15 protein-coding genes are annotated in these 14,383 nt (G+C 71.4%); 10 read left to right on the forward strand and 5 right to left on the reverse strand.

All coding sequences use genetic code 11. From position 1 onward, the window contains the following. Window positions 1-265 precede the first annotated feature (265 nt). A complete protein-coding gene (locus LK06_RS00910; RefSeq protein ID WP_043435093.1) occupies window positions 266-1,639 on the forward strand; it encodes a S1 family peptidase in 1,374 nt (457 codons plus the stop codon). A gap of 143 nt (window positions 1,640-1,782) precedes the next feature. On the opposite strand, the gene LK06_RS00915 is transcribed toward LK06_RS00910, so the two are convergent. The 4 genes from LK06_RS00915 to LK06_RS00930 all read right to left on the reverse strand — a co-directional run bounded on the left by LK06_RS00915 (window position 1,783) and on the right by LK06_RS00930 (window position 4,236). Further along, the gene (locus LK06_RS00915) at window positions 1,783-1,968 is read right to left on the reverse strand and encodes a hypothetical protein (protein ID WP_039650160.1); all 186 of its coding nucleotides are present in this window, start codon (window positions 1,966-1,968) and stop codon (window positions 1,783-1,785) included. Window positions 1,969-2,036: 68 nt separating this feature from the next. Beyond that, entirely contained in the window at window positions 2,037-2,273 is a 237-nt protein-coding gene (locus tag LK06_RS00920) for a hypothetical protein (protein ID WP_159025088.1), read from the reverse strand. Window positions 2,274-2,518: 245 nt separating this feature from the next. Continuing rightward, window positions 2,519-3,148, reverse strand: a complete 630-nt coding sequence (locus tag LK06_RS00925; protein ID WP_043435091.1) for an MBL fold metallo-hydrolase — start codon at window positions 3,146-3,148, stop codon at window positions 2,519-2,521. Beyond that, entirely contained in the window at window positions 3,148-4,236 is a 1,089-nt protein-coding gene (locus LK06_RS00930) for an S-(hydroxymethyl)mycothiol dehydrogenase (protein ID WP_043435088.1), read from the reverse strand. Before LK06_RS00930 ends, LK06_RS00925 begins: the two co-directional genes overlap by 1 nt. Before the next feature lie 232 nt (window positions 4,237-4,468). On the opposite strand from LK06_RS00930, the gene LK06_RS00935 reads away from it, so the two are divergent. Then, complete coding sequence (locus LK06_RS00935; RefSeq protein ID WP_053049577.1) at window positions 4,469-5,224, forward strand: acyltransferase domain-containing protein; 756 nt, start codon at window positions 4,469-4,471, stop codon at window positions 5,222-5,224. Window positions 5,225-5,280: 56 nt separating this feature from the next. On the opposite strand, the gene LK06_RS00940 is transcribed toward LK06_RS00935, so the two are convergent. Then, complete coding sequence (locus LK06_RS00940; protein WP_039650152.1) at window positions 5,281-5,586, reverse strand: hypothetical protein; 306 nt, start codon at window positions 5,584-5,586, stop codon at window positions 5,281-5,283. 173 nt (window positions 5,587-5,759) lie between these two features. On the opposite strand from LK06_RS00940, the gene LK06_RS00945 reads away from it, so the two are divergent. The 8 genes from LK06_RS00945 to LK06_RS00980 all read left to right on the forward strand — a co-directional run bounded on the left by LK06_RS00945 (window position 5,760) and on the right by LK06_RS00980 (window position 14,381). Further along, window positions 5,760-6,128 carry a nuclear transport factor 2 family protein gene (locus tag LK06_RS00945; RefSeq protein WP_039650150.1) on the forward strand — a complete coding sequence of 123 codons (369 nt, stop codon included), beginning with the start codon at window positions 5,760-5,762 and terminating at the stop codon, window positions 6,126-6,128. A gap of 604 nt (window positions 6,129-6,732) precedes the next feature. After that, window positions 6,733-7,215 (forward strand): (2Fe-2S)-binding protein, encoded by a 483-nt coding sequence (locus LK06_RS00950; RefSeq protein ID WP_043435086.1) that lies wholly within the window; start codon window positions 6,733-6,735, stop codon window positions 7,213-7,215. Next, window positions 7,212-9,635, forward strand: a complete 2,424-nt coding sequence (locus LK06_RS00955; RefSeq protein ID WP_052319033.1) for a xanthine dehydrogenase family protein molybdopterin-binding subunit — start codon at window positions 7,212-7,214, stop codon at window positions 9,633-9,635. Before LK06_RS00950 ends, LK06_RS00955 begins: the two co-directional genes overlap by 4 nt. Then, entirely contained in the window at window positions 9,632-10,486 is an 855-nt protein-coding gene (locus LK06_RS00960) for an FAD binding domain-containing protein (RefSeq protein ID WP_043405428.1), read from the forward strand. The genes LK06_RS00955 and LK06_RS00960 overlap by 4 nt, the downstream gene beginning before the upstream one ends. Window positions 10,487-10,501: 15 nt before the next feature. Beyond that, on the forward strand, window positions 10,502-11,377 hold the full coding sequence (locus LK06_RS00965; protein ID WP_052269796.1) for an AAA family ATPase: 876 nt from the start codon (window positions 10,502-10,504) through the stop codon (window positions 11,375-11,377). Window positions 11,378-11,382: 5 nt separating this feature from the next. Beyond that, a complete protein-coding gene (locus LK06_RS00970) occupies window positions 11,383-12,603 on the forward strand; it encodes a vWA domain-containing protein (protein ID WP_078859034.1) in 1,221 nt (406 codons plus the stop codon). Further along, the gene (locus tag LK06_RS00975) at window positions 12,596-13,702 is read left to right on the forward strand and encodes an XdhC family protein (protein ID WP_043405431.1); all 1,107 of its coding nucleotides are present in this window, start codon (window positions 12,596-12,598) and stop codon (window positions 13,700-13,702) included. The genes LK06_RS00970 and LK06_RS00975 overlap by 8 nt, the downstream gene beginning before the upstream one ends. 16 nt (window positions 13,703-13,718) lie before the next feature. Further along, window positions 13,719-14,381 carry an SRPBCC family protein gene (locus tag LK06_RS00980; protein WP_039650141.1) on the forward strand — a complete coding sequence of 221 codons (663 nt, stop codon included), beginning with the start codon at window positions 13,719-13,721 and terminating at the stop codon, window positions 14,379-14,381. Window positions 14,382-14,383: the final 2 nt, after the last annotated feature.

Consider the following 14,383-nt stretch of genomic DNA (forward strand, 5'->3'; position numbering starts at 1 on the left):
CCGGCGCGTGCAGGCCGCGTGTCGAGGGCGGCCCGCCGCCCCCGGACCGTGCGGGTGTTCCGCCCCGCGTCCACCCGAAGTCCCACCGGGGTCTGGAACCTGCACGGCACGCCCAATCCGCCGCGCAGCCCGAGAAGTTCACCGTCCGTACTGAACGCCGCCGCGCCGGGCCGCGTTATGGAGATCGGGCCCCCACGACTCGAGGGCCCCGTGAGGCCGCTGGGTGCGGGCATCACGCCTTCGGGTTCGGCTTCGGGAGCCATGCATGCGGCACGCACGACGACGGGTCGTCCGGCGACTGACACGGTTGGCGGCGGTCGGCGGTCTTCTCCTCGGGTGCACGATGGTCGCCCGGGCGGCTGTGGCGAGCGAGCCGCCTCCGGCGTCCGCCAGGTCGCTCAGCTCCGCCGGGAACACCGGTGCCGCATGGGTGGCCCGCCTCGGCACGGCACGGACGGCGGGCACCTGGATCGGTTCCGACGGGCGGCCGGTGGTGGCGGTGACCGACGACGCAGCGGCGCGGGCGGTACGGCGCACCGGGGCAAAGGCGAAGATCGTACGGAACAGCATGAACGACCTCACATCGGCTACTGCCACACTGCGCGCGGCACCCCGCGTGGCCGGGACGGCATGGGCGGTGGACTACCGGACCAACACGGTCAAAGTGCAGGCGGACCGCACGGTGTCCGCCGCCAACTGGTCCCGGATCTCCCAAGTGGCCAAGAAAATAGGCGGTTTCGTACACATGGAACGGACGAAGGGCGCTTTCACCACGCGGTTGAACGGTGCCCTGCCGATCCTTTCGGCGGGTGGCCGCTGCTCGGCCGGATTCAACGTCACCAACGGCTCAACCGACTTCATCCTCACAGCAGGTCACTGCGGCCCCGCCGGATCGACCTGGTTCGCGGACAACCAGGGCAATCAGCAGCTCGGCAGAACGGTGAACAGCGTCTTCCCCGGACATGACTTCTCCCTCGTCCAGTATTCCTCCGGGCAGGCCGGCAAGGGTGCCGACGTGGTGGCGATCGGCGGCGGCAAGGGCGTGCGCATCACCGGAGCCGCCGACCCGGCGGTGGGACAACGGGTGTTCCGCAGTGGCAGCACCAGCGGCCTGCACGACGGCCAAGTCACCGCGCTCAACGCGACCGTGAACTACCCCGAGGGTACGGTGAGCGGGCTCATCGAGACCACCGTGTGCGCCGAACCGGGCGACAGCGGTGGCCCGCTGTTCTCCGAAGGCGTCGCGCTGGGTGTCACCTCGGGCGGCAACGGTGACTGCACGACGGGCGGCACTACGTTCTTCCAGCCGGTGACCAAGGCCATGACGGCGCTCGGTGTCCGACTGATCGTGTCAGCGCAGAACGCGGGCGGCACCCAGAGCGGAGCCCCCTCCCCCGGACCGTCCACACCGCCGCAGCGCGCAATCGCTCCCAGCGCAGCCTCGCCGGGTTCTTCCGCGCCGGTCACGGGCACGGCACAGGGCGGAGCCCTGCTGGCGCGGCTGACCGACGCCCGGAACATCGGGCCCGGGCTGCTGGTGATCGCGGGCAGTCTGATCGCGCTGGTCGCCACCAGGTACATCCGGGCCGAGCAGGAGCGCAGGGCGTACCAGCAGCACTACTCGGCGACGTGGGGCTGACGGGACACCCGTCACGACAGCCCGCAGGACCCCAGGGTCCACCGTCGCAAGCGGAGCCACCACGGGACCCGGGAAAGGGCACCCGTGCGCTCACGGGTGCCCGGTGGACGGTAAGGCGCAATGCAACTGCCAAGCGGGGTCGGTCAGGCCGCCCGGCGCTCCTCCGGGACCACGGCGGCCCACTCCATCACAAGGCGCTGGTACTCCGCACGCTGCTCGGTCGTCAGTGTCCCGCCCGACCGGAGCCACAGGGCCCGGATCTCCTGGTTGACCTTCGCAGCCGATCGCTCGGAGGCGGTTTCAACAGTGGTGGACATGTTGTCAAGCATATGCCGCCCGAGATCAGGACTCCGTGAGCGAGCACCCGCGATACGGACATTTCAGACCGTGTCACTCGTCACGTCAACGCGTCGAGCACGGGCGGGAGTTCACGCTGCAACCCGTTCGGCACCACCACCCGGACGTCCAACACCGCCGCGCACACCGGGTCGTGGAAGCTGCGGGGCACGACCTGCCGGCCGGCCGGGGCGGCCCGTGGGCGACGGCGCCACGGACACGTTCGCGCACCGTGTTCCTGGCCACATCCCTCCGGCGCGACGAGAGCGCCGAGGTCCCCCACGGTGACATCCGTCACCCGGAGCACCCGGGCGCCCCTGGCGACACAGGTGGCGACCTCACCATGACCGGCGTCCCGGCACGGGTGCGGTGCTGACCCACTGCCGGATGCCGTGGAAGGTGAGCAACGGCACAGATCCGCCGCGCCCGTGTGCCAAGGGTGAGCGGACCGTGCGTGCTCCGTCTCCGCAAGCGTGATCCATGGCTCGACCCCGGTGCCGAGCCCCTGCTGCGGCGTCCGGCACCGTAGTCAACTGGTTCCGCTCAGTGCCCCCGCTCGATCCACTCCTGAAGGTGCGGGGCCTCGGCACCGATGGTGGTCGGGTCACCGTGACCGGTGAGCACCTTGGTCTCCGGCGGGAGGGTCAGGAGCCGGTCACGGATGGAGTCGATGATCGTCGGGAAGTGGGAGTAGGAGCGCCCCGTGGCGCCGGGGCCGCCCGTGAAGAGGGTGTCTCCGGTGAAGACCACGCCGAGTCCGGGCTCGTGGAGGCAGACGGCGCCGGGTGCGTGCCCGGGGGTGTGCAGCACGGTCAGGTCAATGCCGGCGACCTCGATGACCTGGCCGTCGGCGAGGTGCCGGTCCGGGGCGCGGTCCGGATGGGTCAGCTTCCACAGCGGCAGGTCGTCGGGGTGCAACCAGATGACGGCACCGGTGCGGTCGGCGAGGGCGGGAGCCGCGTTGACGTGGTCGTTGTGGGCATGGGTGCACACGATCGCGGCGAGGTGGCGGTCACCGACCGCGCGAACGATGGTCTCGGCGTCGTGGGCGGCATCGATGACGACGACCTCGTGGTCGTCGCCAACCAGCCACACGTTGTTGTCGACGTCCCACGTTCCCCCGTCGAGGGAGAACTGCCCGGTGGTGACCAGGCGTTCGATGTGTGCCGCCATCACAGCACCACCACGGAACGCAGCACGTCGCCACGGTGCATCCGCTCGAAAGCCTCTTCCACCTCATCGAGTCGGATGGTCTCGGTGACGAACGCGTCAAGCGGCAGGCGGCCCTGCAGATGCAGGTCGACGAGCATGGGGAAGTCACGGGTGGGCAGGCAGTCGCCGTACCAAGAGGACTTGAGCGCACCGCCGCGTCCGAAGACGTCCAGCAAGGGCAGTTCGAGCTTCATGTCGGGGGTGGGGACCCCGACGAGGACGACGGTTCCGGCGAGGTCACGGGCGTAGAAGGCCTGCTGGAACGTCTCGGGGCGACCCACCGCCTCGATGACGACGTCGACTCCGAAACCACCGGTCAGGTCGCGGATGGCCGCGACCGGGTCGGTGTCCTTGGAGTTGACGGTGTGGGTGGCTCCCAGGGCGCGGGCCTTCTCCAGCTTGCGGTCGTCGATGTCCACGGCGATGATCTTCGCCGCGCCCGCCAGGTTCGACCCGGCGACGGCCGCGTCGCCGACGCCACCGCAGCCGATCACGGCGACCGAATCGCCGCGGCCGACGCCTCCCGTGTTGATCGCGGCGCCGATACCGGCCATCACCCCGCAGCCGAGGAGCCCGGCGACCGCCGGGGAGACGGCCGGATCGACCTTGGTGCACTGGCCGGCTGCGACCAGCGTCTTCTCGGCGAACGCGCCGATACCGAGCGCCGGGGAGAGTTCCTGGCCGGTGGCAGCGAGGGTCATCTTCTGCTCCGCGTTGTGCGTGTCGAAGCAGTACCAGGGGCGTCCGCGCAGACAGGCCCGGCAGCTTCCGCACACGGCGCGCCAGTTGAGGACGACGAAGTCGCCGGGTGCCACATCGGTGACGCCCTCGCCGACCACCTCCACGACGCCGGCGGCCTCGTGGCCGAGAAGGAAGGGGAAGTCGTCGGAGATGCCGCCCTGCCGGTAGTGCAGGTCGGTGTGGCAGACGCCGCAGGCCTGGACGCGTACGACGGCTTCGCCGGGACCGGGGTCCGGCACGACGATCGTCTCGACCCGTACGGGTTCGTCCTTCCCCGGTGCGATCACGCCGCGTACTTCCTGCGCCATGTTCTGGCCCCTTCCCTCGATTGCTTTCCCTGCCGACCCTACGCGCGACGGGCCGGCACGGGAGCGGGCCACGGGTGATGCCGGATCCTTTCGGGCACGAGTGCCGCACTGACGCGACGCGGAACACCGGCTGAATCGGCGTCATTCCAGCATTCCATGATGGTGATTTCTTTGCAGGGTTCAGGAACGTGCCTGGTGTGTGCGCCGCGCGGACCGTGTCTCAATGGAAGGCATGTCCCCTGACGGCCGTATTGGACGCACCGTGTTCCTGTTCCCGGCCAGCGCTTCGCCGCACCCCGGAACCGGATGGGAACTCCTTGCGGCCTTCCCGGTGTTCACCGAGGCACTGGACGCGATCTGCGCACGCCTCGATCCGTATCTGGAGCTTCCGCTGAAGAGCGTGTTGTGCCTTGCGGACCGCGCTCAAAGGCCTGCGCTGGTGGAACGGGTGTCGTTCTCCGGTCCCGCGGTCTTCGCTCTCCAGGCGGCGCAGTACCGGCTGTTGCAGAGCTGGGGCCTGCAGCCGGACGTCCTGTTCGGTCATGCGGCCGGCCGGATGGGGGCCGCGTTCGCCGCGGGTGTCTTCTCCCTCGCGGAGGCCTGTCACGCGGTGGGTACCCTGGCCCGGCTGCTGAGCAGCCTCCCGGACACGGAACCGGGCTCACCGCATCTGGACCACGCCCTCAAGGCCTACGGTCGTACGCTGGCCACCCTGCATCCGCAGCCGCCGCGCCTTCCGCTGGTCTCCGACGTCACCGCCCGGCCGGTCGGCGCCGAGACCAGGGACCCTGAGTTCTGGATCCCGCGGAGCCCGGTCCGGGTGGCCGACGCCGTCGAGCTGTTGCACCAGCAGGGGGTGCGCACCTGGCTCGAACTGGGTCCGGGCGACCTGCTCACCCGGGTGCTCCCCCGTTGTCCTCCCGATGGCCCGGTCACGGCCTTCGCCATGGCCCGGGACTGGCCGTTGCTGCAGGCCGGGCCGCTGTGACGCCGGGCGGCCCGCCGGCCGTGCGGTGCGGGGCAGCCCCGGGAACCCCGTACGAATCAGGCCTGGACCGCGGGCAGCAGGCCGGTCACGGGCGCGGCCAGGTCGGTCACCTGGTGCAGTTCGTTCAGCCGGTTCAGTTCGCTGACCTGGTTCAGCGCACGCATCTGCTCCGAGACCCGCGGCACCTGTGCCTTGTGCTGGGCGGGGATGTCGCTGACGGTGAGCGAATCCAGGACGGCCACGGGGTTGATCTGCCCGGTGTCCGGTGCGCTCGCGTCGGCCGCGTTCGCCAGCGGTGCGGCAAGACCCGTGACCCCGGCGGCGAGACCGAGGGCGGCGACGATACGTCGTTTTGAGATCATGTCTGAAGCAACGGCGCCAGGCCGCAGCCGGACACGGGCGGCGATCCGTGCTCACCCGTCAGGCGGAGCCGCCGTCCTGCGGTTGCCGTGCCCGCCGCGCCGGAGGAGTCTCGAAGGCGGAGCCCGTGCGGCCCGCTTCCGCGTCGGGCCGCGGGCGCCTGAAGGAGGTCACCATGGGCACCGCCGCGACAGGCTCCGCCTTCGACACCGAGACACTGCGCCGGAGCATAGAAGGAACCACCGGGAACAGCCTTCTGGCCCTCTATGCCGACGACGCGGAGATCCGCATCGTCGACAGCAACGCCCAGCCCAGCCATCCCAAGGTGCTCCACGGCCGGGGCCAGATAGCCTCGCTCCTGGACGACATCTACAGCCGTGACATGACGCACAAGCTTGAGGAGTGCATCGTGCAGGGCGATCACGCCGCCTTCCGCGAGTCCTGCGAGTACGGGGACGGCACCCGGGTCCTCGCCGAGTCGATGGTCACGCTGCGCAACGGGAAGATCGCCGAGCAGATCATGATCCAGGCATGGGACGAGTAGCCAGGAAGGCCGCGCGGGTCCAGGTCACTTCAAAGCTGACCTGGACCTTCTCGGCACGGGCCGGGCTGGGGCAGGCCCGCCGGGCGCGCCCTTTGCTGTCGGGCCCAGCTTCCGCCGCAGGCCGGCGGGTGTCCGCCGCTCTGGCACGGACCGCACTGCGGGCCGTGCTCTTCCGCCCGCGCCCTCCACTGTCCCAGGTACTTCGGACGCGTCACGGCCGACGTCATCGGTCGGCCGCACCCGCACCCGTCGGCGGTCGCCGCTCTCGCCGGTACGGGTGACCGGACCGACCTCGCCGGGGTGCGGGTGCGAACGCTTCACCAGCAGCCCTGCTCCCCGGCCGGGTCATCGTGCCCTCCGTTCGGACGGGTTGCCCTCCCGGAGGGGTGCGCAGGCAGAGCGCATCCCTGGTCCTGCTCTTGTGACAACGGATCCCGGGCGGTGCAGCAGGGCGGCCCAGTGGCGGCAGCGGAGCAATCGTTCAGCAGGTGCCGGGCGGTACCGCTCGCCGCCTCCAGGCCGCGGACCTAGAGTGACGTACATCACGCCCCTATAACGATGCCTCACCGCTATCCCGCTCCTGCCCGCACGGCCTGGAGGGCCCATGACCCACATCACGGTGCGCGTGGACGGCACCACGTACGAGGACGAGGTGGAACCACGGCTCCTGCTCGTCCACTACCTACGCGACCGCCTCGGGCTGACCGGTACCCCGATCGGTTGCGACACCTCCAACTGCGGAACGTGCACGGTCGATCTGGACGGGGCGACCGTGAAGAGTTGCTCCGTGCTGGCCGTGCAGGCGGACGGGGGCGAGGTGACCACCGTCCAGGGGCTGGCGAAGGACGGTGAGTGGACGGCGCTGCAGCGCGCCTTCCACGAGCAGCACGGCCTCCAGTGCGGCTACTGCACGCCGGGGATGCTCATGGCGGCGCGCGATCTGTTGCGGGAGAACCCGCATCCCGGCTCCGACGAGGTACGGCAGGCCCTGGAGGGCAACCTCTGCCGGTGTACCGGCTACCAGAACATCGTCCGGGCGGTGCTCGCCGCCTCCGGGCCGCAGGCCAGCGAGGAGGCCACGGCATGACCGATCAGGCCGTCGAACACGAGATCGGCCGCTCCCGGCTACGCAAGGAGGACGCCCGGCTGGTCACGGGCCAGACGAACTGGACCGACAACATCCAGGTCGCCGGCCTGCTGCACCTGGCCATCCTGCGCAGTCCGATGGCCCACGCCCGCATCGCCCGCATCGACGTCTCCCCGGCCCTCGAACGCCCCGGTGTGGTCGCCGCGTTCAGCGGCGCCGACCTCGCCGAGGGACTGGGGTCGCTGCCCTGCGCCTGGCCGGTGACCGAGGACATCGTGCTTCCCGACCACCCGCCGATCGCCGTCGATGAGGTCCGCTACGCCGGTGACCCGGTGGCGGTGGTAGTGGCCCGCGACCGGTACACGGCGGCCGATGCGCTGGAGGCGGTCGAGGTCGACTACGATCCGCTGCCGCCAGTCCTCGATCTGGAGGCCGCGTTGGCGGAAGGCGCCCCGCTGGTCCACGCCGGCAAGGGCACCAACCGCTGCTACACCTGGCCGCTCACCACAGGCGAGGACTTCGCGGCCGTACGGGAACGCGCCGAGGTGACCCTGCGACGCCGCTACCACCAACAGCGCCTGATCCCCAACGCCATGGAGCCGCGCGCGGTCGTCGTCACCCCGCTCGCCGCCGCCGGCGAGTACACCGTCCACTCGGCGACCCAGATCCCGCACATCCTGCGGATCATGCTCGCGGTGGTGACCGGGATCCCGGAGCACAAGCTGCGGGTGATCGCCCCGGACGTGGGCGGTGGGTTCGGCTCCAAACTGCAGGTGTACGGCGAGGAGGCTCTGGCCCTCACCGTGGCCCGCAGGCTCGGCCGCCCGGTGAAGTGGACCGAGTCCCGCTCCGAGGGCTACCTGGCGACCCACCACGGCCGCGGCATGATCCAGGACGTCGAGATCGCGGCCACCCGCGAGGGCAGGCTGCTCGGTCTGAAGGTGGACCTGATCGCCGACATGGGTGCCTACCTGATGCTCGTCACCCCGGGCATCCCGCTCCTCGGCGCCTTCATGTACCCGGCGATCTACAAGATGGACGCCTACGAGTTCACCTGCACCGGAGTCTTCACCACGCGCACCCCCACCGACGCCTACCGTGGCGCCGGCCGACCGGAGGCCACGTTCGCCATCGAGCGGACCATGGACGAACTGGCCGCCGAACTTGGACTGGACCCGGTGGAAGTACGGCGCCGGAACTGGATCCGGCACGAGGAGTTCCCCTACACCTCCATCGCCGGACTGACCTACGACAGCGGACATTACGAGGCGGCGACCGAGAAGGCGCTCGCCCTGTTCGGCTACGACGACCTGCGTGCCGAGCAGCACGTGCGCAACCAGCGCAACGACACCGTGCGCCTGGGCATCGGGGTGTCCACCTTCACCGAGATGTGCGGTCTCGCGCCGAGCCGGGTACTGGGCGACCTGCGGTACGCGGCCGGCGGCTGGGAGGCGGCGAGCATCCGGATGCTGCCCACCGGCAAGGTTGAGGTCGTCACCGGCACCAGTCCGCACGGGCAGGGGCACGAGACCTGCTGGAGCCAGATCGCAGCCGACGTGCTGGGCGTGCCGTTCGAGGACGTGGAGGTGGTGCACGGCGACACCAAGGCGGCCCCGCAGGGCATGGACACCTACGGCTCGCGGTCACTGGTGGTCGGCGGCGAGGCCGTACACCGGGCGGCGGTGAAGGTGGTGGAGAAGGCGCGGAAGGTCGCCGCGCACCTGCTGGAGGCGAGCGAGCGGGACCTGGAGTTCAGTGAGGGCGCGTTCTGCGTGAAGGGCTCTCCGGAGGCCCGCAGGACCATCCAGGAGATCGCCTTCGAGACGTTCACGTCACACGGCCTGCCCGAGGGCATCGAGCCGTCCATCAACGCCGAGACACTGGTAGACCCGGAGAACTTCTCCTACCCGCACGGCACCCACCTGTGCGCCGTCGAGGTCGACACGGAAACCGGGAAGGTGAGGATCCGATCGTACGTCTGCGTCGACGACGTCGGCCGGGTCGTCAACCCGATGATCGTGGAGGGACAGGTCCACGGCGGAGTAGCGCAGGGCATCGCTCAGGCGCTGTACGAGGAGGCCGTGTACGACGACCAGGGCAACCTCGTCTCCGGCACCATGGCCGACTACCTCGTGCCGTCCGCCGCGGACCTCCCGGACTTCGTGACCGACCGGACCGAGACCCCGGCGGACACGAACTCGATGGGGGTCAAGGGAGTCGGCGAGGCGGGCACGATCGCCTCGACTCCCGCCGTCGTCAACGCCGTGGTGGACGCGCTCCGACCACTGGGCGTGCGGGACGTGCGGATGCCCTGTTCACCCCACCGAATCTGGCAGGCACTCCACTCGGCCCGCTCCGGCGGGGCCGCCGGAGCGGGTGCCGGCCAGTCCGGTGAGCCGGGAAAGGAGACCGCGGCATGATTCCCCCCGCGTTCGAGTACGTTCGTCCCACGAGCGTGGACGAGGCGGTGCGCGCTCTCGCAGACGCCGGCGAGGAGGCGAAGGTGCTGGCCGGCGGCCAGAGCCTGCTGCCGCTGCTGAGGCTGCGGCTGGCCTTCCCGGAACTTCTGGTGGACGTCGGCCGGGTCCCGGAACTGCGTGGTGTCCGCGAGGACGGCGACACGCTCGTGATCGGCGCGATGACGACGCACCACGACGTCGTCCACAACCCGCTGGTGCGCCGGTACGCCGGTCTCCTGGCCCAGGCGACCGCCACGGTGGCCGATCCTGCGGTGCGGCACCGGGGCACTCTGGGCGGCTCGCTGGCGCACGCCGACCCGGCCGGCGATCTGCCCGCTGTGGCCCTGGCCCTGGACGCCGAACTCGTCGTGACCGGGCCGGGCGGGCGGCGCACGGTGCCAGCCCGGGAGTTCTTCGTCGACTACCTCCAGTCGGCGCTGGCGCCTGACGAACTCCTGGTGGAAGTGCGGGTGCCGAAGACGGACGGCTGGGATTTCCACTACGAGAAGTTCCACCTGGTCGCCCAGTCCTGGGCCGTCGTCGGCGTCGCGGCGCTGGTGCGACGCGCCGACGGGCATATCGCCGAGGCCCGGATCGCACTGACCAACATGGGCTCGACGCCGCTACGGGCCACGACGGCGGAGCAGGCGCTGACCGGCGCCGACGCCGCCGAAGCCGTCGAACGGGCTGCGCAGGTGGCGGCCGAGGGCACCCGCCCGTCCCAGGACCTGTTCGCCTCGCCCGAGTACCGGGAGCACCTCGCGCGGGTACTCACCAGGCGCGCGGTACTGACCGCCAGCGGGATGGGGTGAGCGCCGATCACCCGGATGACCGACCCGGAGCAGGTGCGGGCCCGCCTGGAGGAGACGGGGTACCTCGTCGACGAAGGACTGGCTGTGACCTGTTTCCTGGCGCTGAGACTGCACCGGCCGCTGTTCTGCGAGGGCGACGCGGGCGTGGGGAAGACCGCGCTCGCGACCGCGCTCGCCGAGGCGCTCGGCGCGCCGCTGATCCGTCTGCAGTGCCACGAGGGCATCGACGCCTCCCAGGCCCTGTACGACTGGGACTTCCCTCGCCAGCTCCTGCACCTGCGGGCCGCCGAGGCCGCCGGGGTACAGGACGCGGACCGGCTGGAGAGTGAGTTGTACGACCGTCGGTTCCTCATCGCCCGGCCACTGCTGCAAGCCCTGCAGACCCAGCCGTCGGTGCTGCTGGTCGACGAGATCGACCGGGCCGACGACGAGTTCGAGGCGTTCCTGCTGGAACTGCTGTCGGAGTACTCCGTCACGATCCCCGAACTGGGCACGCTGCGGGCGCAGGAACCACCCGTGGTCGTGCTGACCTCGAACCGGACCCGGGAGGTGCACGACGCACTGAAGCGACGGTGTCTGTACCACTGGTTCGACCATCCCTCTTTCGCTCGCGAACTGGCCATCGTGCGGCGCCGTCTGCCGCAGGTACCCGAACGGCTCGCCGAGCAGGTCACGGCACTGGTGCAGACGCTCCGGGGTGCGGACCTGCTCAAGCCGCCAGGTGTGGCCGAGACGATCGACTGGGCCCAGGCGCTGGACGCACTGGGGGCCAGCGAGGTGGATGCGGAGCTGGCCGTGACGACACTGGGCTCGGTGTTGAAGTACCGGGAGGACGCGGACCGGGCGCGGGGGCTCGATCTGGCGGCGGTCCTGGCAGCCCGGGGAGCGTGACGGCGATGAGCAGCGCAGCGAGCGGGGCGGGCCGGCCGCCGCCGCGGACGGAGACCGTACCGCTGGGGGCAGCCGCCACGGCGCTCGCGGCGGACGCCGTGCTGCTCGGTTTCGTGCGCGCCCTGCGGTCGGCGGGTTTGGACGCCAGCGCCGAGCGGCTGTACGCCTTCCTGCGCGCCATCGACCTCCTGGGTCCAGGGAAGCGGGCCGATGTGTACTGGGCGGGGCGGGCGACACTGTGCGGCGGACACGATGACCTGGAGCGGTACGAGAGGGTGTTCGCAGCGTACTTCGGGACACCCGGCGGGTCCGCGCCGCGCAGGGATCAGGCGGCTGCGCCACCCCGGCTCGGGCTCGCCACCCGGGCGGCGTCCACCGCCCGGCGCGGACCCGGCGGAAGCGAGCCGCCGGGCCCGCACACCGCCACGCTGGCCAGCTCCGCCGAGGTGCTGCGGCACCGAGACGTGGCCGGATTGGACGCCGGCGAACGCGCCCAACTGCACCGCCTGCTCGCCGCGTTCGCGCTCCAGGGGCAGACCCGACGCTCGGCGCGGCGGCGGCCCGCCAGGCGCGGGGACGTGGACCCGCGCCGTACCGTACGGGAGCTGCTGCGGCGCGGCGGGGAGCCGGCCCGGCTGCGGCGGCACACGCGGGTGACGCAGCCCCGGCGGATCGTCCTACTCGTCGACGTGAGCGGCTCGATGGCACCGTACGCCGACGCGCTGCTGCGGTTCGCGCACGCCGCGGTGCGTGGGGGTCGCACGGAGGTGTTCACGATCGGCACCCGGCTGACCCGGGTGACCCGTGAACTCGCCCACCGCGACCCCGACCTGGCGATGGCCGCCCTCGCGCAGGCCGTGCCCGACTGGCGCGGCGGCACCCGGCTGGGTGAGTTGCTGCGTGAGTTCCTGATCCGCTGGGGGCAGCGCGGCATGGCGCGCGGTGCGGTCGTCGTACTGCTCTCGGACGGCTGGGAGCGCGGCGATCCGGAGCTGCTCGGCACGCAGATGCGCCGTCTGCACACGCTGGCCCACCAGGTGATCTGGGCCAACCCGCGCAAGGCCCGCCCCGGGTACGCGCCACTGGCTGCCGGTATGGCGGCGGCTCTGCCCAGCGTGGACGCGTTCGTCGAGGGGCACAGCCTTGCGGCGCTGGAGCGGCTGGCGTCGGTGGTACGCGGGGCAGCGAGCCGTGCGACCCCGGTGAAAGGAGCAGAGCGTGCGTGAGATCCTGCCGGCGCTGGAACGCTGGTACACGGCCCGGGTCCCCTTCGGGCTCGCCACGGTGGTCGCGGTCAGCCGCAGTGCGCCGCGAGGGCCCGGCGCCGCCATGGCGGTGGGCCCCGGTGACGAGGTCGTGGGCAGCGTGTCCGGGGGCTGCGTGGAGGGGGCGGTGTTCGAGCTGGCCCAGGAGGTCGTGGCGAGCGGCGAGGCGCGCCTGGCGACCTTCGGCTACAGCGACGAGGACGCCTTCGCGGTCGGGCTCACCTGTGGCGGCGAGATCACTCTCCTGGTACGGGCCGTGACACCCGCCTCCGATCCGGCGTTCGGCCGCATCGCAGCGTCGGTCACCGCCGGTGAACCGGTGACCGCGGCCACCGTGGTCGACGGGCCCGCACCGCGCGGGGCGGTGCTCGCCGTGTGGGCGGACGCCGTGGTCGGCACGCTCGGCACAAGCGGGCTCGATGCGGCGGTGACCGCCGACGCACGCGGCGAACTCGCCCTGGGCGCCACGGTGCTGCGGCACTACGGGCCGCAGGGGCAGCGCCGCGAGGACACCGTATCGGTGTTCCTGCAGTCGTTCGCACCGCCGCCGCGGATGCTGGTCTTCGGGGCGATCGACTACGCGGCTGCGGTGGCCCGCATGGGCGACTTCCTCGGCTACCGGGTGACCGTGTGCGACGCCCGACCGGTGTTCGCGACGCCCAAACGCTTTCCGCCCGGGGTGGAGGTGGTCGTCGACTGGCCGCACCGCTATCTCCAGTCGGCTGGTACCGACGGGCGCACGGTGATCTGCGTCCTCACCCATGACCCCAAGTTCGACGTGCCGCTGCTTGAGGAGGCGCTGCGCCGGCCTGCCGCCTACATCGGCGCGATGGGCAGCCGCCGCACGCACGACGAACGGCGCGCACGGCTGTCCAGGGCCGGACTCAGCGAGGCCGAGTTGTCCAGGCTGCGCTCGCCGCTGGGGCTCGACCTGGGGGCGCGTACGCCGGAAGAAGTCGCCGTGTCCGTCGCCGCCGAGATCGTCGCCCTGCGCTGGGGCGGCAGCGGCACTCCCTTGACCCTGACCACCGGGGCCATCCACCCGCCCGCCACGTCTTGACTGCGAGGAGCACGTCATGGAGCTGCACCACGAGTTCACCGTCCCCGTCCCGGTCGACGACGCTTGGCAGGCGCTCCTCGACATCGAACGTGTGGCGCCGTGCCTGCCGGGCACGGTGGTGGAGGAGTTCGACGGCACGACGGTGAGCGGCTCGGTGAAGGTGAAAGTGGGGCCGGTCACCCTGACCTACCGGGGCACCGCGGTCTTCGAGGAGCAGGACGAGACCGCGCACCGGCTGGTGCTCTCGGCGAGCGGCCGGGAGACCCGGGGGCAGGGCACGGCAAGGGCCACGGTCACCGGAACGCTGAGCGAACGCGACGGCGGTACGGCGGTGTCGGTGCTGACCGACCTCAAGGTCACCGGGCGTCCGGCGCAGTTCGGCCGCGGTGTGCTCGCAGAGGTGGGGGACCGGTTGGTGGGGCAGTTCGCGGCGTGTCTGGCGAAACGGCTGGGCGATCGGTCCGCCGGGCTCGGCGGCGAGGAGCCCGGACCCTCCGAGCAGGAGGAGCAGGAGGAGCAGGAGGAGGTGGAGCCGCTCGACCTGCTGCGGGCGGTGGGGGTGCCAGTGGCCGAGCGGGCCGCCGGTGTGGTGCTGGCGGGAATCGTGCTGGCGGTGATCATCCTGAGGGTGCGGCGGCGGAGGCGGTCCGGGTCTGGCCGGAGGTCCCGGCACTGCTGAGT

This window comes from Streptomyces pluripotens, from assembly GCF_000802245.2.
Lineage (GTDB): Bacteria > Actinomycetota > Actinomycetes > Streptomycetales > Streptomycetaceae > Streptomyces > Streptomyces pluripotens.